We start from the raw sequence: 25,559 nt of genomic DNA, 5'->3' as shown, positions 1-25,559 counted from the left end.
TTTCAAGGGAGGACAAAGCGGATGCGCAAGGAAAAGCCAGACGTTCCGGCCGCTGACGGGACCGCGGACGCGTACCTGGCCGTGCCGGACGGCGGGCCGCATCCCGGGGTGCTGCTCTTCCCGGACGCGTTCGGGCTGCGGCCGCGGATCGAGGAAATGGCGGACCGCATCGCCGAGGCGGGCTACGCCGTGCTGGCGCCGAACCTGCTCTACCGCGGCGGCCGGACGCCGCTGGTGGACTTCGCCGCGCTGGAAGACCCGGAGCGGCGCGGCGAGGTTTTCGGCAAGCTGATGCCGCTGATCGAGGCCCTGGACACCGAGGCGATGACCCGGGACGCGGAGAAGTACCTCGACTGGTTCACCGCGCAGGACGGCGTCGCCGACGGCCCGGTCGTCATCACCGGCTACTGCATGGGCGGCACCAACGCGCTGCGCGTGATCGAGGCGTTCCCGGACCGGGTCAAGGCGATCGCGTCGTTCCACGGCGGACGCTTCGTCACCGACCAGCCGGACAGCCCGCACCTGCGGGTCGGCTCGATCACCGGCGAGGTGTACTTCGGGCACGCCGACCAGGACCCGTCGGCCACCGCCGAGCAGATCAAGACGCTGGAGCACGCGCTCGACGAGGCCGGGGTGACCTACCGGTCGGAGGTGTACGAGGGCGCGTCGCACGGGTTCACGATGTCGGACACGGCGGCTTACCACGAAGAGGGCGAGAAGCGGCACTGGGAAAACCTGTTCGCGCTCCTGGAGCGGGTGCGCTGACCTGCGGAAGATCAGGGACCGGCCCGGGCGGCGCGCTCGCGGCCGAGCCCTGCGCGCGGAATCGGGCGGGGCCGTTTACGCTGGCCGCATGGCCGAAGGTGCGCTGTGCCGCGAACCGGTGGAGCTGACCGGGCGAGAGCGCTCGGTCCTGCGGAGCGTCGCGGTCCGCGGGACGGAGCCGGAGCTGTTCTGCGAGCTGGAGGCCGGGCACGGCCACGAGCACGCGACCCCGGTCGGCGGACGCGGCGAAGAACCGCTGATGTGGCTGCGCTGGTGGCCTGGCCGCCGGGTGCTGGAAACCCGCGCGCTTTGCCGCGCTGAGTCCGACGAGGGCGTTTTCTGCCGGGTGCCCGGCGGGCACGAAGGCGGGCACAGCTACGAGCTGGCCGAGCCCGAACCGGCCTGGCCGCTGGCCGACGCGGGCCTGCCGGCCGGCCGCCGGTAAAGTCGCTCGACATGCGCGAAGGCTTCCAGGACGACCTGAAACAACTCGACGGGCGTCTGGCGGCGATGGCCGAGGCCGCGGCCGAGGCGATGCGCCGGGCCACCCGGGCGCTGCTGACCGCGGACCTGCCGCTGGCCGAACAGGTGCTGAGCGGCGACTCCGACCTCGACGACCAGCGCGCTGCCTGCGAGGACGAGGCGTATTCGCTGCTCGCTCTGCAGGCCCCGGTGGCCGGCGACCTGCGCGCGGTGCTGGCCGCGGTGTACTGCGCGGAGAAACTCGAGCGGATGGGCGATCTCGCCGCGCACGTCGCGGGCGCCGCGCGGCGCGGCCATCCGGAGCCGACCGTCCCCGCCGACCTGGAGCCGGTGTTCGCCGAACTGGGCGAGGTCACCTCGGCGATGGCCGAGCGGCTCGCGGACCTCGTGCACGGCGAGGCCCGCGGCGGCTACGCCGAACTGAGCCGCGCCGACGAGCGCGTGGACGCGCTGCACGCCCGCGTGATGGCGACGGTCACCTCGCCGGACTGGACGCAGGACCAGCGGATCGCGGTCGCGCTGAGCCTGCTCACCCGTTTCTACGAGCGTTTCGCCGACCAGGCGGTGTCGGTCGCGAAGCGCCTGGAGTTCGCCGCGACGGGCGATCTCCCGGGCTGACCTCCGGCGGCGGACCGCCCTGCGCCTGATTCGACGGACGCGGCGGCGGCGATCCCGCGGTGCGCGCTTGCGGCGGACCCGCCGGACGGGGCTGCGCCGAGCGCGCCGGACGGGCCGGGGGCTGGGCGGCGCCGCGAGCCGGGGGCTGCGCGGGCTGGTTCTGCGCGTCGGCGGAACGGGGTTCGGGGGCGGCCGTGCGGATGGGCTGGGAGTTGTGCCGCCGGGGCGCCGGGGCGTCAGCCGCCCGGGGTCGCGGGGTTTGCCGTCCGGTCGCGGGGGATTCTGCGGTGCGGGGCTGGGCTGCGGCGGTGCGGAGAGGCTGCGAGGGTTGCCGCCCGGGCGCGGGGGATTCCGGTGTCCGGGGCTGTGGTGCGGCAGTGCGGATGGGTTGGGAAATCTGCCGTCCGGGCGCTGGCGCGTCGGCGGCGCCGGGCGCGGCGGTGCGGATGGGTTGCGAGGAGGGTTGCCTCCCGGTCGCGGGAGATTCTGCGGTGCGGGGCTGCGAATTCTGCCGCCGGGAGGGACCGCCCGCGGACCGGGATTGCGGGCCGTCCGGCTGCGGGCGGGCTGGCCGACCGCTGGCCTCGTGCGCGTCGGACGGAGTGACGCGGCGCGTCGGCTGAGCGGGCTGGCCGAGCGCCGGGGCTTCCGGCGCACTGGCGCGGCGCGTGGCCTGCTGCCGCGGCGGCACCGGCGCGGCACCCGCGTCCACGGACCGCGGCCCCCGCGGCGGAAGCGAACCACCGGCCTGGACCGGTGCGCCATCCGGGCGCGAACCCTCGGCACCTTGAGCCGGACGGCCACCGCGAGGCTCCGGAAGCACCGTCGTGCCCTCCGGCATCGCACCCAGCAACCCGAACGGCACCTTCCCCGCGAACCGCCGCACGAGCCCGGTCGCCGGGGCCAGTGCGTACCGCTGCAGCAGCAACGCCATCCCGGCCCCGAGCGCGAGCCCGATCAGCACGTCGTGCGGATAGTGCGCCCCCACGAAGACCCGCGAGAAACCCATCGTCGCCGCGAAGGCCGCCAGCCACGGCGCGCCCTTGCGCCAGGCGAAGGCCCCGCCGAGCGCGACCGCGGCCGCGATCGTGGAGTGGTTGCTGGGGAACGACCAGTCGCCCGGCGGCGGGCAGGCGCCGACGATCGCGTCCGGCGGGAGTCCCCGGCACGGCCGCTGCTCGTGCACGAAGGCCTTCACGATCTCGCTGAGCACGTAGGCGACCACGGTGGCCGCGGGGACCAGCAGCGCCGCCGCCATTCGTTCGGGCGAGCCGGTCGCGCGGGCGCGCCACCAGAGCCAGGCGAAGAACGGGGCCACCAGGACCAGGCCGTAATGCGTGTACGCCAGCACGAGAGACTGCACCCAGCCCGGCATCGCCAGGGCGAAATGGGTGATCGCGTCGTACGTCTCGCTGCTGGAAGCTCCGGCCGTGGTCGCCATACAACCCCTCTCCGGTCCGCCGGTTCGCCTGGCGGCCATCTCGCGTTCACCCGAAGGTCACGAGCGTACCGAGCGGCGGAGGGGAGTCCGCGACGCCCCGTGAGTCCGCGGGGACTCTCCGGGACGGATCAGGAGTCGGTGGTGTGCTTGCAGGTCACCGGCTTGCCGGGGCCGGGGGCGCTGGCTCGGGCGAGTTCCTTCGTCTTGTCCAGCAGGATCCGGCAGCGCAGCGTCGCGGCGGCCGACGGCGTCGCGGTGACCGAGGCGTCCTGTCCGGCGCTGACCACGACGTCCTGTTTCCACGGCAGCCCGAGCGGGCCGGTGAGCCGGTGCGGCGCGACCTTGTCCTCGTAGCGGTTGTTCGATTCGCCGTAGGCGATCTCGGCGGCCGTGGTCTGCTGGTCGGAGGTGACCTCGTAGGTGATCGCCCACGACTTGCCGGTGGGGTTCGAGCACGCGGCCAGGCCGGCGAGCGCGACGGCCGCGCAGGTGGCGGAGAGTGCCTTCTTGATCACGCTCGGACTGTACCGGAGCTGTTCTCCCGCAGCCCGGCGAGGAACGTCCGCGCGGCCGGTTCTTCCCGCGCGGCCTGGGCGAGGATGCCGAACTGCAGCATGGTGACCACGAGCGACGTGCCGCCCGCGGACACCAAAGGCAGCGTCACGCCGGTGACCGGCAGTGCGCCCGCGACGTAGCCGATGTTGATCAACGCCTGCGCCACCAGCAGCAGGGTCGTTGTCCCGGCGACGAGTCGCACCCACGGATCGGCGACCCGCGCTGCGGTGCGCAGGCCGATCACCGCCAGTGCGCCGAACAGGGCCAGCACCGCGAGACAGCCGAGGAACCCGAGTTCCTCGCCGACGAGCGCGAAGACGAAGTCGTTCTGGACGTCCGGCAGATAGCTCCACTTCGCCGCGCCTTGTCCGAGCCCGACGCCGGCCCAGCCGCCGTCAGCGAGCGCGTATTGCGCCTGTTGTGCCTGGTAGCCGCTCCCGCTCGCGTCGGGATTCGACGAAAGAAAAGAAAGAATGCGCGCGAGGCGATAACTGGCGAAAAGGGCGAGCACGACGATTCCGGCGACACCCCCGGCGAGAATGGCGGCGAACAAGCGCTTCGGCGCGCCGGCGAACCACAGCAATCCCAAGGTGATCAGCGCGAGAGTGACCGTGCCGCTGAGATTCGGCTGCGCCAGCAGCAACGCGCACAGTCCGAGCGTCACCGGGATCAGCGGCACCAGCAGATGCCGCCAGTGGTGCAGCACCTTCTGTTTCGACACCAGCAGATGCGCGCCCCAGAACACCAGCGCGACCTTCGCGATTTCCACTGGCTGCAAGGTGATCGGTCCGGCGGCGAGCCAGCGTTGCGCGCCGCCGTGATCGGAACCCAGCGGCGTCAGCACCAGAAGCAGCAGCACGACAGCGGCGGCGAGCGCTGGGGTAGCGGCCTTGCGCAGCCGGGAAAACGGGATGCGCAGGCCGAGCACGAAGGCGACCGCGCCGAGCGCGACGAAGGTCAGATGCCGGAAAAAGGCTTGGTACACCCCGGTTCCGGCGGCGGGGTTGGCCGCGGCGGCCGACGACGACAGCGCCATGATCGCGCCGAGCAGCGTCAGCAGCGCCCAGATCGCGACGATGATCCGGAACGACGCGAGCGGATGCGCGAAGAACTGGCCGATTGCGTGCCGTGCGGGTTTGCGGTCCCGTTCGGTTGGCGACTCCACAACGGAAGAGTGTGTGCTGTTTTCGTCTCGCGGTGGCTGACCGACTCGCCCGGGGTGCGGAAAATTACCGCTCGGATTTCCGATTGGCCTGGTCGACCTCGGCCATGTGCTCTTCCGCCCACGTGCGCAGCACCGCCAGCGCCGATTCCAGCGACGTGCCCAGCGCGGTGAGCCGGTAATGCACCCGGGGCGGCACCGTGTCCTCGACCCGCCGCGTGGCCAGGCCGTCGCGGACGAGGCTCCGCAGGGTGACCGAGAGCATTTTCTGCGACACCCCGGGGATGCGGCGGCGGAGGTCGGCGAACCGCACCTCGTCCGGCGCGGCCTCGGCGAGGATCTTGACCGTCATCGACGTCCACTTCGTCCCGATCCGGTCGAGCAGCCGCCGCGTCGGGCAGGCCGGGTCGAACAGATCGCCGCGGGCGGAGGGGGTCACCTCGGGCTCACCACCTGTCGGGAAAGTGCCGTCTTGGCGGCGTCGTTGGAGTTACCTACCGTGTGCTGGTAACCAATGGTAACCACAGGAGGCCCGATGGCCGAGGTACGGCAGGTCGAAGCGAACGGGGTCCGGCTGAACGTCGCCGCGGCCGGGAGCGGTCCGGCGCTGGTGCTGCTGCACGGGTTTCCGCACACCTGGCAGCTGTGGAGCGAGGTCATCCCGACGCTCGCCGAGCGATACCGGGTGCTCGCGCCGGATCTGCGCGGGCTGGGCGCGAGCAGCCGCCCGGAGAGCGGATTCGACGCGGGCACAGTCGCCGCGGACGTCGCGGCGATGCTTGACGCATTGGGGGAGCCGAGCGCCGAGGTCGTGGCGATCGACCTGTCCGTTTCGAGCGCTCTGCTGCTGGCGTTGCGGCGGCCGGAGCGGGTGCGCCGCCTGGTGCTGATGGAGTCTCTGCCCTGGGGCTTCCCGGCCAGCCCGCCGTGGTGGTTCGGCTTCCACGCGGTGCCGGGCCTTGCCGAGACTGTCCTCAATGGACACGAGGCGGAGTACGTCGGCTGGTTCCTCGACCAGGGCACGCTCGGCCGCGGGGTTCCGGCGGACGTCCAAGCGGCTTTCGCCAAGGCGTACACCGGCGCCGAGGCGCTCCGCTGCGCCTTCGAGTACTACCGGGCCATGCCGGAAAGCACCCGCCAGCTGACCGAAGCGGCCGGGAAGCGGCTGACCGTCCCGACGCTGGCGATCGGCGCGCATCCGGTCGGCGACGCGCTGGAGCGGCAGCTGCGCCCGATCGCCGACGACCTCACTGGGCAGGTGCTGCCGGACTGCGGGCATCTGATCCCGCTGGACCGTCCGCGCGAATTCCTCGATCTCCTGCTGCCGTTCCTGTCCCGGGAGATACTGGCCGGGTGTCGTTGACGTCCGAGCTGGCCGACCCGCGGGGGAAGCTCGCGCGCTGGTGCGCCCGGGTCTTCACCGGCACGCCCGCGGCCGCGCGCCGGGTTGAGGAGGCGACGAACGGCGTCCGCCCCGTCCGTCCGACGCTCGCGCGCCCGCCGCGCCAGCACTGGGCCGAGATCGGCGGCGCGTTCGGCCAGCGGATCGCGGACCTCGTGCAGCCCGCGCCGCCGTACTACGCGCTGCTCGGCATGGTGCGGGCGCAGTGGGGCAGCGGCCCGTGGGCGCACGCGCAAGCCGCCGAGTATCCGACGCACGACGAGCTTCCGGCGGAGTACCGGGCCCGGGCGCTCGGCATCCGTCCGGCAGCGGCGACCTGGCTCGACCTCGGCGACGGCTTGCCGCGGGACGAGGCGGTCCCGGGTGCCCAGGAACTATGGGGAGAACTCCTGGAACGCGCTCGCCGCTACCAGGCGCAGCACGCGCCGCCCGGCGTGCTCGGCGAACCGGGCGCGGAAGCGGGAGTGGCGCGGACGAACTGGGTGCTGTCGGCGTGCGAGGACATCTACCGCTCCGGCCGGATCGACCCCCGGCTGGCCCGGGTGGTCGACGGCGGCGGCACGATCGCCGACCTGCGCGCCCTGCCCGCCGACGCGCAAGTGACCGAACTGGCGGAACTCGCGAAACGCTTGCACGACAACGGTGCGCTATGGGAACTGCGCCGGCTCGGCGGTGCTCCGCCGGAGGGCTATCCGCTCGGGATCGCCGGGCCGACCATCGTGCCCGGCTGGGCGGACGGCGATCTGCTGCTCGGGAAGCTGGACCCCGAAGCGGGGATCGCCGAAGGCACGCTGCTGGACGTGAAGACCGTGCTGACGGTCGGCGATCCGGACCGGGCCGGGCGCTGGCTGTGGCAAATCCTGCTGTACGCCTGGCTCGACGTCGCGGACCTCTACCGGATCCGTGAGGCCGGGCTGCTGCTCGGGCGGCACGGCAAACTGGTCTGCTGGCCGGTCGACGAGCTGGCCGCGGATCTCCTCGGCGGAGAAGGGCTGGTCGATCAGCGCCGCGATGAGTTCAGGGACATGGCGCGCGAGCTGCTCGACTCGGTCGGGCTGAGCCTGGCCGACGGCTGAACCGCGGGCTTCTGCGGCCGGGCGCCGCGACCGGCGAAACACACCGCGCCGAGCACGATCACGCAGCCGACGAGCTGCAGCGCGCCCGGCCGTTCGCTCAGCAGCAGAAATCCGAAAGCGACCGCGCCGACCGGCTGCAGCAGCATCATCGTCGCGCCGGTCGAGGCGGCCAGCCGCGGCAGCGCACCGGCGATCAGCAGCCAGCCGACGACCTGGCCGACCAGGGCCAGCGCGGCGAACCAGCTGAGCGAGGGCAGGCTGGGCGTCAGGTCGAGGCGGCCGAACGGCAGCCCGAGCGCGACCGACACGAAACCCGCCGACACGGTGGCCAGCGACAGCGAGCGAACCTGCGTCGCGGGGGTGCTGCTGAGCCGGAGCAACAGCAGGTATCCGGAGTAGCCCGCCCCGGCGGCGAGCGCGAAAACCATGCCCAGCACCGGGTTCGAGCCGGTCATCGACGAGCCGAACACGCCGCCGGCGAGCACGATGCCGCCGATCAGCGTCGGCGCGACGAACTTGAACCGAGGGTCGGGGCGTTCCTTGAGGAAGACGAAGGCCAGCAGCGGCACGATCACGACCTGGATCGAAAGCAGCATGGTCGCGACGCCCGCGCCGACCCGCGGGATCGCCTCGCCCCACAGCACGAAGTCGAGACCGAGGCCGAGCCCGGCCAGCAGCGGCAGCAGGATTTTCGCGCGGACGCCGGTCCGTCGGGCTTCGCTGAACGCCAGGATCGCGAGCACCGGCAGCGCGAGGGCGCACCGCCAGAACGCGCTCGTCGCCCCGCTGGCCCCGGAAACCTTGATGAGCACCGAGGTCAGCGCGATGCAGAGGCAGCCGGCCGCGGCCAGCAGCCGAGGGTCGGCGCGGCCGGTGAGGGCGGCGATCGGACCGGCGGCCGGCAGCTGGGCGGTTTCGGTGGTCATGCGTTCCATCGTGGGGGCGCTAACTATCAAGGACAAGTGAATGTTCCTGCGGGGAATTCGGTAGCATCACTACCGTGTTCAGTGTGGATCGGATGCGCGCCCTGCACGCGGTGGCGCAGCACGGCTCGGTCGCCGGCGCGGCGGCGGCGCTGCACGTCACGCCGTCCGGGGTGTCGCAACAACTGGCGAAATTGGAGCGGGAAGCGGGCCTGGCGCTTCTGGAGCCGCGCGGGCGGACCGTCCGGCTCACGCGTGCCGGGCAAGTGCTGGTCGGGCACGCCGAACGTGTTCTGGCCCAGCTGGCCGAAGCGCGCACTGATCTCGAACGGCTGCGCGAGGACGTCTTCGGGCCGTTGCGGATCGGGTCGATCGCGACTTGTGTGCACGCCTTGCTCCCGCCCGCGCTCGCCGCGCTGACCGAACAGCACCCGCGGCTGGACGTGACGCTGGGCGAAGGCGAAGCCGAGCAAACGCTGCCGAAGGTGCTCGCCGGCGATCTCGACGTCGCTGTGTTCGAAAGCTGGGCGGACCGGCCGACCATGGTGCCGCCGGGGATCACGCAGGTCACGCTGTTCTCCGACGTCGCCGATCTGGCCCTGCCCGCCGGGCACCGGCTCGCGCACCGCCGCACGGTCGACCTCTCCGAGGTGGACGACGTGTCGTGGATCGGCTGGACCGGCCGGTCCGGCTGCTACGAATGGCTCGTGCACGTGCTCCGTTCGCAGGGCCTGGAGCCGCGGATCAGTTGCACCATCGGGAGTTACGTGACTCAGCTGGCGCTCGTGGCGGGCAACGTCGGCGCCGCGCTCGTCCCCCGGCTCGCTCGCGGACCGGTGCCGGACGGGGTCCGGATGCTCGCGACGCGGCCGGTGCTGAACCGCACGATCGTCGCCGCGTGCCGGTCCGGCGAGGAGGCGCACGGCGGGGTCCGGGCGGCGCTGGAGGCGCTCGGCGAGGCGTCCGCGGCTTATGTGAACCGCTGAATCTTGTTGCGCGGCTGCCTTTTCCGGCCGGTCCGGCTCTAGAGTCGGACTCGACGAGCAGGGGAGCCGCGATGACTGCCGAGGACGCCGCCCGTGTCTTGCGAACCCGGCTGGCTGCCGATCAGGTGCACACGTCCGGTCCTCAGTACGAATCCGCGGCGAGGGTGTGGAACGCCGCGGTCGTCGCGCGTCCGGCGGTGGTGGTGCGCTGCCGGAGCACGGCCGATGTCCAAGCCTCGGTGCGTGCCGCGCGCGAATTGGGCCTGCCGCTGTCGGTGCGGAGCGGTGGCCACGACTGGGCCGGACGCGCTGTGGCGGACGGCGGGATCACCCTCGATCTGCGTCCGCTGAACCGGGTCGCGGTCGACGCCCGGCGCCGAGCCGCGGTGGTCGGCGGTGGGGCCCGGGCAGGAGATGTGCTTGCCGCGGCGGAGCGGCACGGCCTGACCGCGGCGGTGGGCACGATCGGCACGGTCGGGTTCGCCGGGCTCGCCCTCGGCGGCGGATACGGCCCTTTTCTGGGGAAATTCGGGCTCGCTGCGGACAATCTGCTCGGCGCCGAGATCGTGCTCGCGGACGGCGAGGTCGTGCTCGCCAACGCTTCGCGGCTGCCGGATCTGTGGTGGGCGCTGAGGGGCGGCGGCGGGAACTTCGGCGTGGTGACGGCCCTCGGAGTGCGGTTGCACGCGGCGCCGCGGATCACGACCGGCCGGATCTGGTATCCCGCTCGGGACGCGGCCCGGGTTTTCGCCGCGGTAGCGGAAATCCAAGCCGCCGCGCCGGACGAACTCACCGTGCAGACCGGCGTCCTCGCCGGAGCCGACGGGTCGCTGTGCGTGCTGGTCTGGCCAACCTGGTGCGGTCCCGCCGATCCCGAGGGCTTTATCGACCGGCTCGGAACGCCGCTCGCGTCGCAGCTCGAACCGGTCCCGTCTTATGCGGCGGAGATTTCCCGGCGGGACGCGATGTTTCCGGACGGCCGAGCGGTCACCATCCGCACGCGCTCGCTCCCGGCGTTCACCCCGGAGGCCGTTTCAGTGCTGATGACGCGGACCGAAGACCGGACCTCGCCGCTGTCGGGACTGTCGATCCACCACTTCCACGGCGCGGCCGCGCGGGTTTCTGGCGCGGATACGCCGTTTCCGCTGCGGGAGGACCATCTGCTGGTCGAGGTGCTCGGGATGGGCGAGGGAAACGACGACCGGGCCTGGGCCGACGCGACGTCGGCGGCGCTGGCCCCGCACGCGCTGCCGGAGACGTACGCGAACCTGCTGGGGCCGGACGTGCCCGCGGCGAACGTCTTCGGCCGCAACACCGGGCGGCTCCGGGACGTCAAACACCGCTACGACCCGGACGGGGTTTTCCGCGCCATCCCGCTGGCGTGACCCGGACGGCTCCCGGTTTTTCCCGCGGGGGCGGAAAAATTCCCCGCTGTGACCGGACTCGCGCCGGGCCGGTCGCGTCCGGACACGACCGGGTGCGGCTGTTAGGTTCGTGGACGTGACAACAAAAGCGATGCGGGCGGTGGTCCACGAAGGCGCGGCGGGGGTCGGCGGAGTGCGGATCGCGGAGGTTCCCGTGCCGCGCCCGGGGCCGGGGGAGGTGCTGGTCAGGCTGGAGGCGGCCGGGCTGAACCACCGGGATCTGTTCATCGTGGACAGTCGCGGTCCGGCCGACCCGTCGGTCGTGCTGGGCTCGGACGGGGCCGGGGTGGTCGTGGAGACGGGCGCGGACGCCGCTGTCGAGGTCGGTGCCGAGGTGGTCGTCAACCCGTCTCTCGACTGGGCCGAGCCGGACGCGGTGCCGGAAATCCCCGCCATCCTGGGGGTGCCGACGAACGGCACGCTAGCCGAGTACGTGGTGGTCCCGGCGGGCAACGTGCTGCCGAAACCTGAGCACCTGAGCTGGACGGAAGCCGCCGCGCTCCCGTTGGCCGCGCTCACCGCGTACCGCGCGCTGTTCACTCGCGGCGGCCTGACCGCCGGGGAGCACGTGCTGCTGCCGGGGATCGGCAGCGGTGTCGCGACGTTCGCCCTCGCGATGGCGAAGGCCGTCGGCGCGAGGGTCAGCGTCACCTCGCGCAGTCCTGAAAAGCTCGCCAGGGCAACGGAACTGGGTGCCGACCGCGCGATCGGCAGCCGCGGCGACTGGGCCGCCGAACTCGGCGAACCGGTGGACCTGGTCGTGGACAGCATCGGCTCGGCGACGTTCGACGCCTGCCTTTCCGTACTGCGCTCCGGCGGCCGGATGGTGACGCTCGGCGCGACCACCGGCCCGGACGTCGAGCTGTCGCTGCGCGACCTTTTCTTCCGGCAGATCAGCCTGCTGGGGACGTCGATGGGCAGCGCGCGGGAGTTCGCGGCGATGGTCGCCCTGGTCGCCGAACACCGGCTGCGGCCGGTGGTGCACCACGTCTACGACCTCGCGGACGGGCCGCGCGCGCTGGCCGAACTCGCGTCGGGGGACCAGTTCGGCAAGCTCGTCGTCACGATCGGCTGACGGCCGGTGATTTTTTGTCGGTGCCTTGTGGTGGACTACGGGCACGAACCGAGGGAGGGGAACACCTGATGAGCAAGCGCTGGAATCCGGGGACGGTCGCGGCCCCGGTAGGCCGCTACAGCCATCTCGCGCAGATTCCCGCCGGCCACGAGCTGGTCGTGGTCGCCGGGCAGATCGGCGCGCGGCCGGACGGCACGCTCGCCGGGCCGGACGCGGAAGCGCAGGCGCGCGAGGCGCTGGCGAACATCGAACGCGTGCTCGCCGCGGCGGGAGCCGGGCCCGAGCATCTGGTGAAGATTTTCACCATGGTCGCCGGCACCGAGCACCTGCCTGGTCTCCGCGCGGCGACTGGTGAGGTGTTCAGCCGGTGGTTCCCGGAGAGCGACTGGCCGCCGCAGTCGCTGATCGTCGTGGCCGCGCTCGCCAAACCGGAGCTGGCCGTGGAAATCGAAGCGATGGCGGCGGTGCCGCGATGACCGTCACGCTCGGACCGCTGCGGATCGACCCGGTGATCGAACTGGAGCATTGGCCCTTCGCCCCGGTGGAGCTGTTCCCGGCGGTCACCCCGGATCAGCTGGGGGACCACCGCGGCGACCTCGACCTGTCGATCACCACGTACCTGGTGCGCACGCCGGACCAGACCGTGCTGCTCGACGCCGGGAACGGCAACGCCAAGGAACGCCCGGTTCTGCTGGCGCACCACCAGTTCGACACGCCGTACCTGGACCGCCTGGCCGCGACGGGCGTCGTGCCGGAGGACGTCGACGTCGTCGTGGCGACCCACCTGCACCCCGACCATTGCGGCGGCTTCACCCGGCTGGTCGACGGTTCGTGGGAGCCGACCTTCCCGCGCGCCCGGTACCTCATCCCGGCCGAGGAATACGCCTGGCTCCAGGAAGTGCACGCGGCGGCCCCTGAGGACGGTGTCGCGGGCGACCTGGCCCGGACGTTCGCGGACAGCGTGCTGCCCGTGGCCGAGGCAGGGCTGGTCGAACTGATCGACCTCCCGTATGAGGTCGCGGACGGCATCACCCTCCGAGCCCTGCCCGGCCACACCAGCGGCCACCTGATCGCCGAACTCTCCGGCGGCGGTCAGCACGCCTTGGTGAGCGGAGACGTACTGCACCATCCGTTCCAGTTCTCGGACCTGACGCTGGCCCAAGGCGGCGACGCGGATCCGGCCGCCGCCGCGGAGTCCCGGCGGACGTTGTGCGAGCTGGCCGTCGAACGGGACGCGCTTCTGCTGCCCGCGCATTTCCCGGCCGGGCGGATCGACCGCGACGGCGACGGCTTCCGCTACCGCCCCACGACGTCAGGAGCCGCCTGATTTTTTCGATGACGGAGCCGTGTCGATCCGGCGGCACCCCGTTCGACGACTGGGTATGACTGACTACGAACCGACCTCGACCCGCAACCTCGACCGCTACGGGAACGCTCCGCTTCCGTGGAGCCGTGCCCGCGACGTCCTCGCCGCCGACACCCCGGCCGCCGACTTGACGTTCTTCGTCGCGACCGTCCGCCCGGACGGCCGTCCGCACTCGGCGGGCGTGGGCGCGGTCTGGGTGGACGACGCGCTGTATTTCGTCGGCGGACCGGCCACGCGCCGTTCCCGGAACCTCGCGGCGAACCCGGCGTGCAGCATCTCGGTCCGGCTGCGCGGCCTCGACCTGGTGCTGGAAGGCGACGCCCGCCGAGTCGCCGACACCGACACCGTGGCGCGCCTAGCCGAGGTCTACCGCTCAGGCGGCTGGCCAGCGACCGCGGAGGGTGATGCGCTGACGGCCCCGTACAGCGCTCCGAGCGCGGGCCCGGCACCGTGGCACCTGTACCGGCTCACCCTGCGCCGCGCGGTGGGAGTCGCGTCGGAGGAACCGTATGGGGCGACGTGTTGGGAATTCGCCGGGGAGTGAGGGGGGGTCCGGTTTTCCGGCGGGTGGTGGCGAAGTCGCTTGCTGAGCGAGCTGATGCGGGGTGCGGGCGAGCGAGAAGTGGTGGGCTCGGCTGCTGCTCGTCGTTTGCCGGGAGTGTGCGGTGGTCTGGATTGCTTGTCGGGCTGCTCGGGCGCGCTGATGCGGTGCGCCGGAGGATCAGCGATGGCGGCGCTGTGGCTGCGCGTCGGGAGTTCGCTGGCGGCCTAGCCCGGCCCTCTGGTTCTAGCGCAGAGGACTTCCTTCCGCCCTTCGCAGGAAGTTCGCCAGGCTCCGAACCAGCAGTGGCCGCGGCGACCAGAGGCGGCTGAGCAATGCGCCCTTCCACCCGCGGAACAGTGATCATCTGACCCGCCGCAGCGGAGGCACGAAATCCGCCGCCCGCAACGCGACTGGCAAAAGCGTCCGAAGCTGACCACGCCACATCGTGATCTTCCGGTCCGGCGAATGAGCCATCCGGCGGTCCCCGCCAGAGCGTCAAGCCCGCCCGTCCGGCCCTTCCCACTCCAGCAGCAACTCCCGCAAATCGTCGTTCATCCGAACCTGTTCCGCCCGCGGCAAAACCCCCAGCAGCCGAGCCTCGGTCTGCGTCTTCATCCCGAACACCTCCTGTGCCCGCGCGAGTCCCTCGTCGGTCAGGCTGACCAGGATCTGCCGCCGGTCGTCCGGGTCGATGTCGCGTCGCACCCAGCCTTTGCGTTCCAGTCCGGCGACGCGTTTGGTGACCCCGCCGGACGTCAGGCGCATGCTGTCCAGCAGTTGCCCCGCCGAGAGGCGGTGCGGGGGACCGGCTCGTTTGAGCGCGCCCAGCAGTTCTACTTCCCACAGGCCGACCCCGAAAGCGTCGAACTCGCGGCGCAGTTCCGTTTCCAGCAGGCGGGCGGCGCGCAGCAGGCGGAAGCTCAGCGCCTTGCTCACCCGGTCTTCCGCGCGCACCCCGGTGATCTGCGCCATGACTCCGTCGACGTGGTCCCGCTCCGCTGGCATGGGCGAGTATTCTAACACCAGTAATTATCTTACCGGTCTCGAATCAGGACGGTCCGTGCATTCTTCTCCTTCGCCCGAGCCCGATCCGCAGCGCTGGCGCGCCTTGTGGGTGTGCCTCATCGCGGGGTTCATGACGCTGCTCGACGTCAGCATCGTCAACGTCGCGCTGCCCTCGATGGAGCACGGCATCGGCGCGACGCCCGCGGACGTCTCCTGGGTCGTGTCCGGGTACGCGCTCACGTTCGGGCTCGCGCTGGTGCCGTCGGGACGGCTCGGCGACGACTACGGGCGCCGCCGGATGTTCCTGCTCGGGCTGGCGTTGTTCGTGGCGGCCAGCGTGCTGTGCGGCGCGGCGCCGAACGCGACCTGGCTCGTCGTCGCCCGGCTGGGGCAGGGGGTCGCGGGCGGGCTGCTGAACCCGCAGATCATCGGCCTGATGCAGCAGTTGTTCTCCGGCCGCGAGCGGGGCAAGGCGTTCGGCGCGTTCGGGGCGACGGTCGGGCTGTCCACGGCGGTCGGGCCGGTGCTGGGCGGGCTGCTGATCCAGGGCATCGGCGTCGACCAGGGCTGGCGGTGGGTGTTCTACGTCAACCTGCCGATCGGGATCATCGCGATCCTGTTCGGGCTGCGGCTGCTGCCGAAGGACGCGCGCAGCGGCCGGAAGCGGACGCCGGACCTGGTCGGCAGCCTGCTGCTGGGCGTGGCGGTCGTGCTGGTGATGCTGCCGCTGATCGAGGAAGAGGAACAGGCGGCCTCGCCGCGCTGGTGGCTGATGGGCGTCGCGGCCGGGTTGCTCGTGCTGTTCGTGCTGTGGGAGCGCTGGCTCGGCAGCCGCGGGAAGCATCCGCTGGTGAACCTGAAGCTGCTGACCGTGCGCAGCTACTCGATGGGTTCCGCGCTCGGCATGGTGTACTTCGCCGGATTCACCGGGATTTTCCTGGTCCTGACGCTGTTTTTCCAGCAGGGCCTCGGCTACACGGCGCTGCAGGCCGGCACGGCGATGCTCGCGTTCGCGATCGGCTCGGCGATTTCGCCCGCCATCGGCGGTCGGCTCGTGCACCGGTTCGGCAGGCCGATGGTCGTCCTCGGGACGCTGCTCGTGGCGCTCGGGCTCGCCGCGACCGCGTGGCTCGTCCGCGACTACTCCGGCGCGAACACCGCGTTCGTGCTGGCCGGGCCGTTGTTCGTCGGCGGGTTCGGCAGCGGGCTGGTGATCTCGCCGAACTCGACGCTCGCATTGGAAGAGGTCCCGCCCGCGGAAGGCGGCACCGCGGCCGGCGTGCTGCAGACCGGCCAGCGGATCGGCTCCGCGGTCGGCACGGCGCTCGGCGGGTCGCTGTTCTTCGGCGAACTCGGGCGTTCGCACGGGGATTACCACTCCGCGACCGCGCTCGGGCTGATCGGCTCGACCGCGCTGGTCGTGCTCGCGTTGCTGTTCGGGGTCGTCGACGTGCTGCTTTCCCGGACCCGGAAACGCAGCGAGCGCAGCACGCCGCCCGCGGCGATTTCCGGTTCGGTGGCCGGCCTCGCGTCCGAGGAAACCGCTTCGGTGTCCTTGACCTCCCTGGAAACCCATGAAGTCCGCCGCACCACCACCGGCGCGGACGGCACTTTCGCCTTGGACGCCCCGTCCGGCGCCTATCTGCTGCTGGTCCGGGCGAACGGCCGCGAGCCGGTGGCCCGGCACGTGCGGGTGAGCGCCGAGCCGGTGCGCGAGGACGTCGAACTGGCGCGGCCGGTCCGGCTCACCGGCACCGTGCACGCGGTCCGCGGTCCGTTCCCGGGCGCGCAGGTCGCGGTGCTGGACGCCGAGGGCCAGGTCCGGCGGGTGACCGTCACCGACGAGGCGGGCCACTACGCCGTCGACGACCTGTTCCCTGGCGAGTACACCGTCGTCGTGACGGGATATCAGCCGGTCGCGGAGCCGGTGCAGCTGACGGCCGAGGGCCCGGCGCGGTTCGATCCGTTGCTGCGGCTGGTTTCCGCGGACAAGGCTTAGTCCGAAACGAGCGCCAGCACCGCCAAGGCCTGGTCCCGCATGGCGACGTCCAGGAAGGTCCCATCGGCGAGCGCGATCGCGCCCACCCCGGCCTGAGTGGCACCGTCCATTCGGGACAGCACTTCCCGGGCCCGCGCGACTTCCTCCGCGGTCGGCAGGAACGCCGCGCGGATCGTCGGCAGCTGCATCGGGTGGATCGCCGTCCGCCCGCGGAAGCCGAGTGCTCGCCCGGCCCGGCAGCTTTCCGCTAGCCCGTCCAGGTCGCGGACGTTCGCGTACACCGACATCACCGGCGGCGGCAGGCGGGCGGCGCGGGCAGCGTTCACGATCCGGCTGCGTGCCCAGGAGAGTCCGGCCTCATCGGCGAGCCGCAGGTCGGACCGTAGATCCGCCTCGCCGAGCCCGAGTGACGCGAGCTGCGGGGAAGCGAGCGCGATCTCCAGCGCCCGCTCCACCCCGAGCGCCGATTCGATCAGCGGGTGCAAATCCCGTCCGGGCAAGGCATCGGCGTGCGAGCGGACGTCCACCGGACTCTCGACCTTCGGCAGTCGCGCGCCCACCCAGGTCGGCAGCGCGGCGACCGCGGCTACGTCCGCCGCGTGCCACGGCGTGTCCGGGTGGTTGATCCGTACTTGCACCGGCCGCGATTCGGGCACGTCGGCCAAGAGCCGGACTGCGTTATCCCGTGCGGCATCTTTCTGCGCGGGGGCGACGGCGTCTTCCAGATCGACGAGCACGACATCGGCGTCCGACGCGAGTGCTTTGGCCACTCGGTCAGGCCGGTCTGCCGGGACGTACAGCAGCGTGAGCGCGGGCGTCATACCGCTCCCTCCGCGCGGAGTTCGGCGATTCGCGCGGCGGAGAAGCCCAGCGAGCCGAGCACCTCGTCGGTGTCCGCGCCGTGCGGCCGTCCGGTGAAGCCGATGACGCCGTCGTTGTCCGACAGCCGGAACAGCGGACCTTGCATCAACGTCGTGCCCAGTTCGGGGTCCTCGATCTCGTGGATCGTGCCCAGCGCGCGGAACTGCGGATCCGCGACGATGTCGGACGCGTCGTAGATCGGCGCGACGGCGGCCTGCGCTTGCTCGAACGCGGCCACGACCTCGTCGCGCGTGTGCCGCGCGATCCAGCCGCCGACCGCCTCGTCCAATTCGTCCGCGTGCGCTGCCCGGTCCGCGCCGGTGGCGAACCACGGTTCGTCGGCCAGTTCCGGGCGTCCGACCAGCCGCACCACGCGTTCCGCGATCGACTGCGCGGACGTCGAGACCGCCACCCACTGCCCGTCGCTGGTGCGGTAGGTGTTGCGCGGCGCGTTGTTCACCGACCGGTTGCCGGTGCGCGGCTGGACCGTGCCGAGCTGGTCCCAGCGCGTGATCTGCGGTCCGAGCATGGCGAGGATCGGTTCGATGATCGCGACGTCCACGACTTGGCCGCGGCCGGTGGCCGTGCGCCCGGCGAGCGCGACCATGATCGCGTACGCAGTGGCCAGCGACGCCACCCCGTCGGCGAGCCCGAACGGCGGCAGCGTCGGCGGCCCGTCCGGTTCGCCGGTGGCCGCGGCGAATCCGCTCATCGCCTCGGCGAGCGTGCCGAAGCCGGGGCGCGAGCGATACGGCCCGAGCTGGCCGAACCCGGTCACCCGGGCGAGCACGAGCCCTGGATTCCGGGCGGACAGGTCCTCGTAGGCCAGCCCCCAGCGTTCGAGCGTGCCCGGCCGGAAGTTCTCGATCACCACGTCCGCGGTCTCAGCGAGGGCCAGGAACACCTCGCGTCCGCCGTCGCTGCTCAGATTCGCCGTGACCGTGCGCTTGTTGCGGCCCAACGTCTTCCACCACAGATTGACGTCGCCCTTGGCCACGCCGTGCGTCCGCGACGGGTCCGGCCGCGACGGGTGTTCGACCTTGATCACCTCGGCGCCCATGTCCCCGAGGTGCATCGCGGCCATCGGCCCGGCGAACAACGTCGACGCGTCCACGACCCGCAGCCCGGCCAGCGCTCCGGCGGACGCTTCCCTCGACACCGTCATTGCGTCACGTCCCAGGCGCACCGGAACCCGACGGTCGCGCCGCGCGCCAGGCCCAGCCCGGGCAGCAGCAGCTTCACGCTGTAGTCCGGGGCGTGGCGGCCGCCTTCGACGTACCACTCGGAACCCTCGGCGCGGTAATCACTGCCGCCCTTGATCATCACGAACCGGGTCCTCCCGTCGGAGTGTTCGCTTTCGGTCCAGTTCCACACCGCCGGCGTGCCGCGCCGCAGACCGCCGGTCTCCCCGGCGAGCTGCCATTCGTCCTCGGTCGGCAATCGGCCGCCGCGCCACACGCAGTACGCGCGGGCGTCGTCGAGGTCCACAAAGGTCACTGGCTCGTCCGCGGCGACAGGGTGGCCGTCGACCCAGTGCGCGAGGAACCGGTGCGGCTCGACCGGTTGATATCCAGTGGCGGCAAGGAATTCTGCGAACTCGCCGTTGGTCACCTCGGTAGCCGCGACAGCGACCGGTGACGCCAGAGAACCGTCCCGCTGCAACGTCCGCGCGTCGTGCAGCCGCGGCGGCAACGGCTTCCACTCGTCCACGTACGGCGCGCCTTGGTACATCCCGGTCTCGCGCCCGCGGTACCGGACCGTCAGCACATACGGCCCGGCAGGCACCTCAACCACGTCCGTGAGGGGAACCCTGAGGGTTCCGCTCACGGACTTCGGGCCGGGTCGCAGACGGGTGGCGAGGCGGTGCGGGAAGCGAGCGTCGGGGTCATGCGGCAGGGTGGCGACCTGCGAGAGCCACGACGGCTCCGCAGCGCCGTCCGCGACCCGCAGCAACGCTGAAATCCCGCGCGCGGGCACGCGTCCGTCGGCGAACAGATCGATCACCGGCCCGTCCACGACCGGCCCGAGGTAGTCCGAGTCGCCGCGGTTGACGACCGTCCACAGTGTCCAGTCGCCGAGTTCCCAGCGCGAGGCGTAAACCCCGGCGGCTTCGGCTTCCGGCGCCAACGGAGCCAATGGCGTCCACTCGCCCTCTCGCAGCAGGTCGCCGGCCGCGCGCTGCACAGTCACCATCCGCCGCACCGTCGCCGCGTCCCGCTGCGACCAGCCGACCCACACGCCGAACACGACTTCCCACACCATCACGCCGACGCCGTTCAGCCACGCCGACTGCAGTTCCTCGGTGTGGTCGCGATGCCACCGCCGCACGTGGTGCTGCATGTGCCGCCGCTCGTACCAGTGCGAGCGCAGCACGCCCGGCACCGGCGAATCGGCGAAAAACTGCGCCCACGACGCCGAATGGTCCTCGATCCGCTCGACCGGCAGCTTCGACTCGCCCTCCAGCACGACCCCGGGCCGTGCGCGTTCGAGTTGCTCGACCAGCGCCGGGTCGGCCTTCTTCAAGGTGTCCAGAAAAACGCCGTCCGCCCCGAAATCGGCCAGCACTGCGGACAGCTCCGCAGCGTCGTCCTCGCCGCGGCGCGTGCCGACGTCCCACGGGTTGTAATCCACGAACACCCGCATGCCCGCCGAATGGAACACCTCGACCAGTTCGCCGAGACCGGGCACGTCACGGTAGAAATCCCACTGATTGCGGTCGTCGAGGCCGATCACCGGGTACGCGTGCCACAGCACGACCGCGTCGAGGCCGCCGAACCGCTGGTGCGCGTCGGCGAGGAACCGCTCCGGCGTGAACCGGTGTTCCTCGAAGGAGTACAGCAATTCGTCCCACAGCCAGACCTGCGCGACGGTGTGGCAACCGGCGGCCCACGCGGCCTCCGGCCGGTCGTAGGCGCGGCCGTCATAGCGGTGGCGCTGGTGCGCGTCGGCACGCCATTGCTCCAGCCGTGCCCGCCATTCCGCGCGGTCGGCGGGATTCGCCGGGCCGACGAAGATCTTGGCCTCGTCCAGCGCGACGAGCTGCTCGGGCGTGAGCGGCGCGCCGAGCGGGACCTCGGTCGGCTGGTCGATCGGGCGCGGGACGAGCGGGTCGAACACGTACGTCATCGGGTGTTTCCTCCGGTCGCGAACTTGGCGACCTCCGCAGCGGTCGGTACAGCGGACTGCGCGCCGGGCCTGGTCACGGCGAGAGCGGCGGCGGCCCCGGCGCGTTCGGCGGCCTCGCGGAGCGGACGGCCCTCGGCCAACCCCGCCGCGAGCACGCCGCAGAACGTGTCTCCGGCACCAGTAGTGTCCACAGGGGACACTTGGAAACCCGGCAGGTGCACGATTTCCTGCTCAGCGACAACGCAACCGGCCGCACCGAGCGTGATCACCACGGCGGGTGCGCGTTGCTGCAGGACCCGAGCCAGTTCCTCCGGCGTACCGGAGGTTCCGGCCAGATCCGCCGCCTCGTGCTCGTTGACCACCAGTACGTCGACATCAAGCTCCGGAAGCGACCGGGACGGCGCGGCGTTGAGCACCATCCGGGCCCCAGAGCGCCGGGCCGCCGCGGCAGCCGTCACGGCTTCAAGCGGAATCTCCAGCTGGGCGAGGACGATGTCCGCCGCGGCGATCCGTTCGAGCTGCTCGTCGGCAAGCGAGAGCCGCGAGTTGGCTCCAGGAGCGACCACAATGGAGTTCTCACCGTCCGGCGAAACCATGATGAACGCGGTCCCGGTCGCACTGTCCACTCGCGACACCAGGTCCGTGCGAACTCCGGCCTTCCTCAACGACGCCAGCAAAAAGTCCGCACCGTCATCCGCGCCGAACGCCCCGAGAAACGTCGTCTCCGCCCCACCTGCGAGAGCCGCGGCGACCGCCTGGTTGGCCCCCTTGCCACCCGGACTCCGCCGCACATCGCCACCCAGAACGGTCTCGCCCCCATGCGGCTGCCGCGGAACCTCGACTACCAGATCGACGTTCGCCGAACCGACGACGGCCACCCGCCCGGTCATCGCGTCACCTCGGCTGTCCGCGCGGCGAGGTCGGTGATCCGCTGTTCGCCGCCCGGCAGCGAGGTCGCGATCCGGTTGTCGAGCGGCTTCGTCCACTGCTCGCCGATCCCGTCCACGCCGACCAGCGCACCGACCACTCCGCCGACCGTCGCCGCCGCGGAGTCCGTGTCCCAGCCAGCCGTGACGGCGAGCGAGATGCTCTGCCCGAAGTCGCCGTCGCCGCGGGCCAGCGCGTACGCGATCACCGCGGCGTTGTTCAGCACGTGCACCCAATGCAGGTCGCCGTACCGCGCGTGAAGCCGGTCCAGCCCATCGTCGTACGCAGCAGCTTCTCGTCCGAACCGCACCGCCTCGGCGAGCCGACTCGAAGGCGGCAGAACGGTTTCCGCCGCATCGAGGACACTGTGGACGGAGTCGCCCACCATCGCCGCAGACGCGAGCGCGGCCGCCCACATCGCGCCGTAAACGCCGTTGCGGGTGTGGCTGAGCCGCGCGTCGACCCACGCGAGCCGCGCGGCGCCGAGCACGTCACCGGGGGAGACCCAGCCGAAGACGTCGGTCCGGATCAACGCGCCGATCCACTCGCGGAACGGGTTGAGGTGCGTCGCGGTCTCCGGCACCGGCCGCGCGTCCAGCAGGTTCCGGTACGCGGCGCGTTCGGCGGTGAACACGCGCCCGGCCGGAAGCTGCTCCAGCCAGAGCTGCGCGACGTCGTCGGTGGTGAATTCCCGGCCGTGCCGTTCCAGCAGCGTGAGAGCGAGGATCGGGTAGTTGAGGTCGTCGTCCTCGGGCATCCCGGAGATGTTTTCCTCCAAGGAGGTCGGGGCCGACCGCCGGTTCCACGGCCACCGCGCGGCGACGTCGTCCGGCAGCCCCACCGCGGTGAACCACCGGTCGAGCGGCCAGCGTCCGGTCGCGCGCAGGATCTCCTCGATGCCCTCGCGCGGGATCTTCTCGACCGGCTTGCCGAGCAGGCACCCCGCCGCCCGGCCGGTCCACGCGCCGAGCGTGCGGTCCGCGACCGGCCGGGGGAGGACCGGCGCGGCCGGAAGCAGCGCGACGATCTCGTCCCAGCCGTCCGGCTCGTGCGGCGCGGCAGGACAGGGGAGCGCGGCCAGTTCGTCCAGCAGCGTCCGGGCCAGCGCCCGCAACGCTGGGGGCGCCGGCCGCGGTCCTGCCCCGCTCACCGCGGGTACTGGATCCCCGCCAGCGGCGATCCAGCGCTCCCGCACCGAGGCCACGTCCTTGCCCTCCACAGTGGACTGGACGAACTCGTGTGCGAGCAGGTCTTCGGGCTGGACCCAGGTGAGCCTCATGCCGCGTCCAGCGCGTCGAGCGCCGCCAGCCGTGCCTGGACGCGTGCGCGGTCGGCCTTGACGATGTCTGTCGCGGCGGAGGCGAGCAAATGCCCGGTCTCGCGCAGATCCATCTTGCTGGCCTCGCCGATCGGATCGATCCACTCGTCCGGCACCGAAGCCGCCCCGCCGAGCCCGGCGCAGAGCGCACCCGCCATCGACGCGATCGAATCCGCGTCGCGGCCGTAGTTCACCGAAGCCAGCACCGCGCCGCGGTAATCGCCCCGATGGCCGAGCACAAACCCCAGCGCGGCAGGCAATTCCTCGATCGACTTGGTCCGCGAGGGCCGCCGGGCGTCCATCGACATCTTCCGGTACTCCGGCCCGACCGAATCGAACGGCGCGACGACCTCCCGGATCTTCCGCGCGAGCGCACGCTCCTCGTCGTCGGTCTTCGGCGCTTCGTTCCACCCCTGGAAGGCGTCGGCCACCGCCCGCAACGCCGCCAAAGTCCCGTCGTGCGACACCGAGAGCGCGGCCTGCACGATGTCGTCCAGCCCCGCGCCCGGCGCGACCGAAGCGGCGACCATCGCGGCCAGCACCCCGGCGGCCTCCCGGCCGTAGCTCGACTGGTGCGGTGCGGTCAGGTCGATCGCCTCCGCGTACGCCGCCTGCGGATCGCCGGGGTTCACCACGCCGACCGGCGCGATGTACATCGCCGCACCGCAGTTCACGATGTTGCCGACGCCCGCCTCACGCGGATCCACGTGGCCGTAGTGCAGCTTCGCGACAATCCACTTCTCGGCGAGGAACACCCGCTGCAGCAGCAGCGCCGTCGACTCCAGCTCCGGCACCCAGCGCGGTTCGCCGATCATCAGCGGCACCAGGTCCTCGGCCATCGCGTACGCGTCGAGGTGCGCGCGGCGCTTGGCGTACACCTCCACGATCGCCCGGGTCATCAAGGTGTCGTCGGTGATGTGCCCGTCGCCCTTGTGGTACGGCGCGATCGGGCGCGCGTCCCGCCAGTTCGGGTACCACGGCGGAACGATTCCGGTCACCCGGCCGCCGTGGCGTTCCTCGATCTGCTCGGGCGTCCACCCTTCGGTCGCGCCGCCGAGCGCGTCCCCCACTGCCGCGCCGGTGATCACTGCCACCGCGCGGTCCTCCAGCCAGGTCACCGGCTTGCGTCCCTTCGTTCCCCGGCGCGGGCTCCACGCCCGCGCCTGTCGTGCGCGCCGGGACCGGACCCGTGTCGCGGTCCCGGCGCGGCGGTCACTTGCCGACGCTCTTCCAGCCGTCTTTCAGCTGTTGCGCCAGCGTGTTCGCGTCGATCTGGTTCGCCAGGAAGCGCTGGTAGGCAGGCGTCGCGACAGTGTCCTTCCACTGCGCGTACTTGCCGGCGAACAGATACGGCGCCGAGGTCAGGTACTTGCCCGAGGCCAGGATGGTGCTCCAGCCCTTCTTGGCGCTGAGCTTCTTGTCCAGCGCCTCGCGCGCGGAATTGCTCGCCGGGATCAGCGTGTCGGCCTCGTTCAGCGCGGCGAGGTTCTCCGTGTTCGTGAAGAAGTCCAGGAACTTCGCGGCCTGCTCGACGTGCTTGGAGTCCTTGTTGACCGAAAGCGTCTGCGGATTCGCCGCCTGCGCCGGTCCGGCCGGGCCGGCGATCGGCGGCAGCGCGACCCAGTCGAGGTCCTTCGGGGCGTCCTTCTCGATGTTCGCCGCCTGGTACGAGCCCTGGACCGTCATCGCGACCTGACCCGCGTAGAACGGGGCCAGCGCCTTGCCGCCGGACTGGGTCAGCGTCACCGGCAGGATCGAGTGGTCAGTCGCGTTCATGTCGTGCACCAGCTGCGGCAGCGCCATTTCGCCCTGGCCGACGCTGATCTGCGCCTGGTCGCCGGTGCCCTCGAAGTACTTGCCGCCGAACGCCGGGGCCATCGCCACGAACGTCGCGGTCGGGCTCGACAATCCCCAGCCGAGGCCGTACTTGCCGTCCTTCGTGGCGGTCTTGGCCAGCCGGCGCAGCTGGTCCCAGGTCATCGTCTCGCCGGTCGGGACCTGCGCGCCGGACTGCTCCAGCAGCTTCTTGTTCGCGAAGACCACATAGGACTGCAGCTCGGTCGGATAGGCGACGACCTTGCCGCCCACGGTCACCGAGTCGAGCACGCCCTTCGGGATGTCCGCGCGCTTCTGCCCGGTCAGGTAAGGGGAGAGGTCGGCCAGATAGCCGTCGGCCGCGAACGGGCCGATCCCGGCCGCCTCGTAGTGCACGATGTCCGGCGCGGTGCCCGCGTTGAACTGGGTGATCAGCTTGTCGTAGGCGCTGTCCCAGCCTGCCTGCACGACCTTGACCTGGGTGTCGGGATGTGCCTGGTTCCACGCCCCGACGATCTTGTTCGTGGCGGCGATCGCGGCGGGCTGGTCGGAAAGGGACTGGAAGGTGAGGGTGACCGGTCCGCCGTCCCCGCTGTCCGCGCCGCCGCCGCACGCGGCGGCGAGCAGGCTGGTGAGGGCGAGGCTGGCGGCGACCGCCGCGCGTCGTGTCTTCATCGACCGACCTTTC

The 25,559-nt window shown here is 71.7% G+C and carries 25 protein-coding genes; 12 read left to right on the top strand and 13 right to left on the bottom strand.

Going from position 1 to position 25,559, the window contains the following annotated elements; translation table 11 throughout:
- Window positions 1-21 precede the first annotated feature (21 nt).
- The 3 genes from ACZ63D_RS29390 (at window position 22) to ACZ63D_RS29380 (ending at window position 1,866) form a co-directional block, all read left to right on the top strand.
- Window positions 22-765, top strand: coding sequence for a dienelactone hydrolase family protein (locus ACZ63D_RS29390; RefSeq protein WP_465357603.1), 744 nt, complete (start codon window positions 22-24; stop codon window positions 763-765).
- A gap of 88 nt (window positions 766-853) precedes the next feature.
- On the top strand, window positions 854-1,210 hold the full coding sequence (locus ACZ63D_RS29385) for a hypothetical protein (RefSeq protein WP_465357602.1): 357 nt from the start codon (window positions 854-856) through the stop codon (window positions 1,208-1,210).
- Between the two features lie 11 nt (window positions 1,211-1,221).
- Window positions 1,222-1,866 (top strand): phosphate signaling complex PhoU family protein, encoded by a 645-nt coding sequence (locus ACZ63D_RS29380; protein ID WP_465357601.1) that lies wholly within the window; start codon window positions 1,222-1,224, stop codon window positions 1,864-1,866.
- Here the strand turns inward: ACZ63D_RS29380 and ACZ63D_RS29375 are convergent.
- From ACZ63D_RS29375 to ACZ63D_RS29360, 4 genes are all read right to left on the bottom strand, one after another.
- Entirely contained in the window at window positions 1,778-3,307 is a 1,530-nt protein-coding gene (locus ACZ63D_RS29375) for a phosphatase PAP2 family protein (protein WP_465357600.1), read from the bottom strand. The genes ACZ63D_RS29380 and ACZ63D_RS29375 overlap by 89 nt on opposite strands.
- Before the next feature lie 128 nt (window positions 3,308-3,435).
- On the bottom strand, window positions 3,436-3,822 hold the full coding sequence (locus tag ACZ63D_RS29370) for a hypothetical protein (protein WP_465357599.1): 387 nt from the start codon (window positions 3,820-3,822) through the stop codon (window positions 3,436-3,438).
- Window positions 3,819-5,027: a putative lipid II flippase FtsW gene (ftsW, locus tag ACZ63D_RS29365; protein ID WP_465357598.1), complete on the bottom strand. Its 1,209-nt coding sequence runs from the start codon at window positions 5,025-5,027 to the stop codon at window positions 3,819-3,821. Before ftsW ends, ACZ63D_RS29370 begins: the two co-directional genes overlap by 4 nt.
- 64 nt (window positions 5,028-5,091) lie before the next feature.
- A complete protein-coding gene (locus ACZ63D_RS29360; protein WP_465357597.1) occupies window positions 5,092-5,463 on the bottom strand; it encodes a winged helix-turn-helix transcriptional regulator in 372 nt (123 codons plus the stop codon).
- Between the two features lie 96 nt (window positions 5,464-5,559).
- On the opposite strand from ACZ63D_RS29360, the gene ACZ63D_RS29355 reads away from it, so the two are divergent.
- Together ACZ63D_RS29355 and ACZ63D_RS29350 are read left to right on the top strand one after the other, a co-directional pair.
- Window positions 5,560-6,387, top strand: coding sequence for an alpha/beta fold hydrolase (locus ACZ63D_RS29355; RefSeq protein ID WP_465357596.1), 828 nt, complete (start codon window positions 5,560-5,562; stop codon window positions 6,385-6,387).
- Window positions 6,378-7,502: a hypothetical protein gene (locus tag ACZ63D_RS29350; RefSeq protein WP_465357595.1), complete on the top strand. Its 1,125-nt coding sequence runs from the start codon at window positions 6,378-6,380 to the stop codon at window positions 7,500-7,502. Before ACZ63D_RS29355 ends, ACZ63D_RS29350 begins: the two co-directional genes overlap by 10 nt.
- On the opposite strand, the gene ACZ63D_RS29345 is transcribed toward ACZ63D_RS29350, so the two are convergent.
- Window positions 7,427-8,428: a DMT family transporter gene (locus tag ACZ63D_RS29345; RefSeq protein WP_465357594.1), complete on the bottom strand. Its 1,002-nt coding sequence runs from the start codon at window positions 8,426-8,428 to the stop codon at window positions 7,427-7,429. The genes ACZ63D_RS29350 and ACZ63D_RS29345 overlap by 76 nt on opposite strands.
- Before the next feature lie 92 nt (window positions 8,429-8,520).
- Here ACZ63D_RS29345 and ACZ63D_RS29340 point away from each other — a divergent pair, with 92 nt between their 5' ends.
- The 6 genes from ACZ63D_RS29340 (at window position 8,521) to ACZ63D_RS29315 (ending at window position 13,820) form a co-directional block, all read left to right on the top strand.
- Window positions 8,521-9,411: a LysR family transcriptional regulator gene (locus ACZ63D_RS29340; protein ID WP_465357814.1), complete on the top strand. Its 891-nt coding sequence runs from the start codon at window positions 8,521-8,523 to the stop codon at window positions 9,409-9,411.
- Window positions 9,412-9,482: 71 nt separating this feature from the next.
- The gene (locus ACZ63D_RS29335) at window positions 9,483-10,796 is read left to right on the top strand and encodes an FAD-binding oxidoreductase (RefSeq protein ID WP_465357593.1); all 1,314 of its coding nucleotides are present in this window, start codon (window positions 9,483-9,485) and stop codon (window positions 10,794-10,796) included.
- Window positions 10,797-10,911: 115 nt separating this feature from the next.
- On the top strand, window positions 10,912-11,910 hold the full coding sequence (locus tag ACZ63D_RS29330) for a zinc-binding dehydrogenase (protein ID WP_465357592.1): 999 nt from the start codon (window positions 10,912-10,914) through the stop codon (window positions 11,908-11,910).
- A 68-nt stretch (window positions 11,911-11,978) separates the two neighbouring features.
- Window positions 11,979-12,386 (top strand): RidA family protein, encoded by a 408-nt coding sequence (locus ACZ63D_RS29325; RefSeq protein ID WP_465357591.1) that lies wholly within the window; start codon window positions 11,979-11,981, stop codon window positions 12,384-12,386.
- Window positions 12,383-13,237 (top strand): MBL fold metallo-hydrolase, encoded by an 855-nt coding sequence (locus tag ACZ63D_RS29320; RefSeq protein ID WP_465357590.1) that lies wholly within the window; start codon window positions 12,383-12,385, stop codon window positions 13,235-13,237. The genes ACZ63D_RS29325 and ACZ63D_RS29320 overlap by 4 nt, the downstream gene beginning before the upstream one ends.
- Window positions 13,238-13,292: 55 nt before the next feature.
- The gene (locus ACZ63D_RS29315) at window positions 13,293-13,820 is read left to right on the top strand and encodes a pyridoxamine 5'-phosphate oxidase family protein (RefSeq protein ID WP_465357589.1); all 528 of its coding nucleotides are present in this window, start codon (window positions 13,293-13,295) and stop codon (window positions 13,818-13,820) included.
- 495 nt (window positions 13,821-14,315) lie between these two features.
- Here the strand turns inward: ACZ63D_RS29315 and ACZ63D_RS29310 are convergent, their stop codons facing one another.
- Complete coding sequence (locus tag ACZ63D_RS29310; RefSeq protein ID WP_465357588.1) at window positions 14,316-14,825, bottom strand: MarR family winged helix-turn-helix transcriptional regulator; 510 nt, start codon at window positions 14,823-14,825, stop codon at window positions 14,316-14,318.
- 55 nt (window positions 14,826-14,880) lie between these two features.
- Between ACZ63D_RS29310 and ACZ63D_RS29305 the strand changes: the two genes are divergently transcribed.
- Entirely contained in the window at window positions 14,881-16,824 is a 1,944-nt protein-coding gene (locus tag ACZ63D_RS29305; RefSeq protein ID WP_465357587.1) for an MFS transporter, read from the top strand.
- On the opposite strand, the gene ACZ63D_RS29300 is transcribed toward ACZ63D_RS29305, so the two are convergent.
- The 7 genes from ACZ63D_RS29300 to ACZ63D_RS29270 all read right to left on the bottom strand — a co-directional run bounded on the left by ACZ63D_RS29300 (window position 16,821) and on the right by ACZ63D_RS29270 (window position 25,546).
- Window positions 16,821-17,645 carry an HpcH/HpaI aldolase/citrate lyase family protein gene (locus tag ACZ63D_RS29300; RefSeq protein ID WP_465357586.1) on the bottom strand — a complete coding sequence of 275 codons (825 nt, stop codon included), beginning with the start codon at window positions 17,643-17,645 and terminating at the stop codon, window positions 16,821-16,823. The two genes, ACZ63D_RS29305 and ACZ63D_RS29300, sit on opposite strands and share 4 nt — an antisense overlap.
- Entirely contained in the window at window positions 17,642-18,850 is a 1,209-nt protein-coding gene (locus tag ACZ63D_RS29295) for a CaiB/BaiF CoA transferase family protein (RefSeq protein ID WP_465357585.1), read from the bottom strand. The genes ACZ63D_RS29300 and ACZ63D_RS29295 overlap by 4 nt, the downstream gene beginning before the upstream one ends.
- Complete coding sequence (locus ACZ63D_RS29290) at window positions 18,847-20,811, bottom strand: SUMF1/EgtB/PvdO family nonheme iron enzyme (protein ID WP_465357584.1); 1,965 nt, start codon at window positions 20,809-20,811, stop codon at window positions 18,847-18,849. The genes ACZ63D_RS29295 and ACZ63D_RS29290 overlap by 4 nt, the downstream gene beginning before the upstream one ends.
- Entirely contained in the window at window positions 20,808-21,701 is an 894-nt protein-coding gene (locus tag ACZ63D_RS29285; protein WP_465357583.1) for a ribokinase, read from the bottom strand. Before ACZ63D_RS29285 ends, ACZ63D_RS29290 begins: the two co-directional genes overlap by 4 nt.
- Window positions 21,698-23,017 (bottom strand): ADP-ribosylglycohydrolase family protein, encoded by a 1,320-nt coding sequence (locus ACZ63D_RS29280; RefSeq protein ID WP_465357582.1) that lies wholly within the window; start codon window positions 23,015-23,017, stop codon window positions 21,698-21,700. The genes ACZ63D_RS29285 and ACZ63D_RS29280 overlap by 4 nt, the downstream gene beginning before the upstream one ends.
- Window positions 23,014-24,174: an ADP-ribosylglycohydrolase family protein gene (locus ACZ63D_RS29275; protein WP_465357581.1), complete on the bottom strand. Its 1,161-nt coding sequence runs from the start codon at window positions 24,172-24,174 to the stop codon at window positions 23,014-23,016. The genes ACZ63D_RS29280 and ACZ63D_RS29275 overlap by 4 nt, the downstream gene beginning before the upstream one ends.
- Before the next feature lie 94 nt (window positions 24,175-24,268).
- Window positions 24,269-25,546 carry an ABC transporter substrate-binding protein gene (locus ACZ63D_RS29270; RefSeq protein ID WP_465357580.1) on the bottom strand — a complete coding sequence of 426 codons (1,278 nt, stop codon included), beginning with the start codon at window positions 25,544-25,546 and terminating at the stop codon, window positions 24,269-24,271.
- Window positions 25,547-25,559: the final 13 nt, after the last annotated feature.

This window comes from Amycolatopsis sp. NPDC104775 (assembly GCF_055583325.1).
The sequence above is the reverse complement of the archived record's forward strand: the minus strand, read 5'-3'. Positions and strand labels throughout refer to the sequence as shown.

Coding starts and splice junctions, on each gene's coding strand:
- ACZ63D_RS29390 (WP_465357603.1), top strand. CDS start 22: ATGCGCAAGGAAAAGCCAGACGTTCCGGCCGCTGACGGGACCGCGGAC.
- ACZ63D_RS29385 (WP_465357602.1), top strand. CDS start 854: ATGGCCGAAGGTGCGCTGTGCCGCGAACCGGTGGAGCTGACCGGGCGA.
- ACZ63D_RS29380 (WP_465357601.1), top strand. CDS start 1,222: ATGCGCGAAGGCTTCCAGGACGACCTGAAACAACTCGACGGGCGTCTG.
- ACZ63D_RS29375 (WP_465357600.1), bottom strand. CDS start 3,307: ATGGCGACCACGGCCGGAGCTTCCAGCAGCGAGACGTACGACGCGATC.
- ACZ63D_RS29355 (WP_465357596.1), top strand. CDS start 5,560: ATGGCCGAGGTACGGCAGGTCGAAGCGAACGGGGTCCGGCTGAACGTC.
- ACZ63D_RS29345 (WP_465357594.1), bottom strand. CDS start 8,428: ATGACCACCGAAACCGCCCAGCTGCCGGCCGCCGGTCCGATCGCCGCC.
- ACZ63D_RS29340 (WP_465357814.1), top strand. CDS start 8,521: ATGCGCGCCCTGCACGCGGTGGCGCAGCACGGCTCGGTCGCCGGCGCG.
- ACZ63D_RS29335 (WP_465357593.1), top strand. CDS start 9,483: ATGACTGCCGAGGACGCCGCCCGTGTCTTGCGAACCCGGCTGGCTGCC.
- ACZ63D_RS29325 (WP_465357591.1), top strand. CDS start 11,979: ATGAGCAAGCGCTGGAATCCGGGGACGGTCGCGGCCCCGGTAGGCCGC.
- ACZ63D_RS29320 (WP_465357590.1), top strand. CDS start 12,383: ATGACCGTCACGCTCGGACCGCTGCGGATCGACCCGGTGATCGAACTG.
- ACZ63D_RS29315 (WP_465357589.1), top strand. CDS start 13,293: ATGACTGACTACGAACCGACCTCGACCCGCAACCTCGACCGCTACGGG.
- ACZ63D_RS29310 (WP_465357588.1), bottom strand. CDS start 14,825: ATGCCAGCGGAGCGGGACCACGTCGACGGAGTCATGGCGCAGATCACC.
- ACZ63D_RS29300 (WP_465357586.1), bottom strand. CDS start 17,645: ATGACGCCCGCGCTCACGCTGCTGTACGTCCCGGCAGACCGGCCTGAC.
- ACZ63D_RS29295 (WP_465357585.1), bottom strand. CDS start 18,850: ATGACGGTGTCGAGGGAAGCGTCCGCCGGAGCGCTGGCCGGGCTGCGG.
- ACZ63D_RS29290 (WP_465357584.1), bottom strand. CDS start 20,811: ATGACGTACGTGTTCGACCCGCTCGTCCCGCGCCCGATCGACCAGCCG.
- ACZ63D_RS29285 (WP_465357583.1), bottom strand. CDS start 21,701: ATGACCGGGCGGGTGGCCGTCGTCGGTTCGGCGAACGTCGATCTGGTA.
- ACZ63D_RS29280 (WP_465357582.1), bottom strand. CDS start 23,017: ATGAGGCTCACCTGGGTCCAGCCCGAAGACCTGCTCGCACACGAGTTC.
- ACZ63D_RS29270 (WP_465357580.1), bottom strand. CDS start 25,546: ATGAAGACACGACGCGCGGCGGTCGCCGCCAGCCTCGCCCTCACCAGC.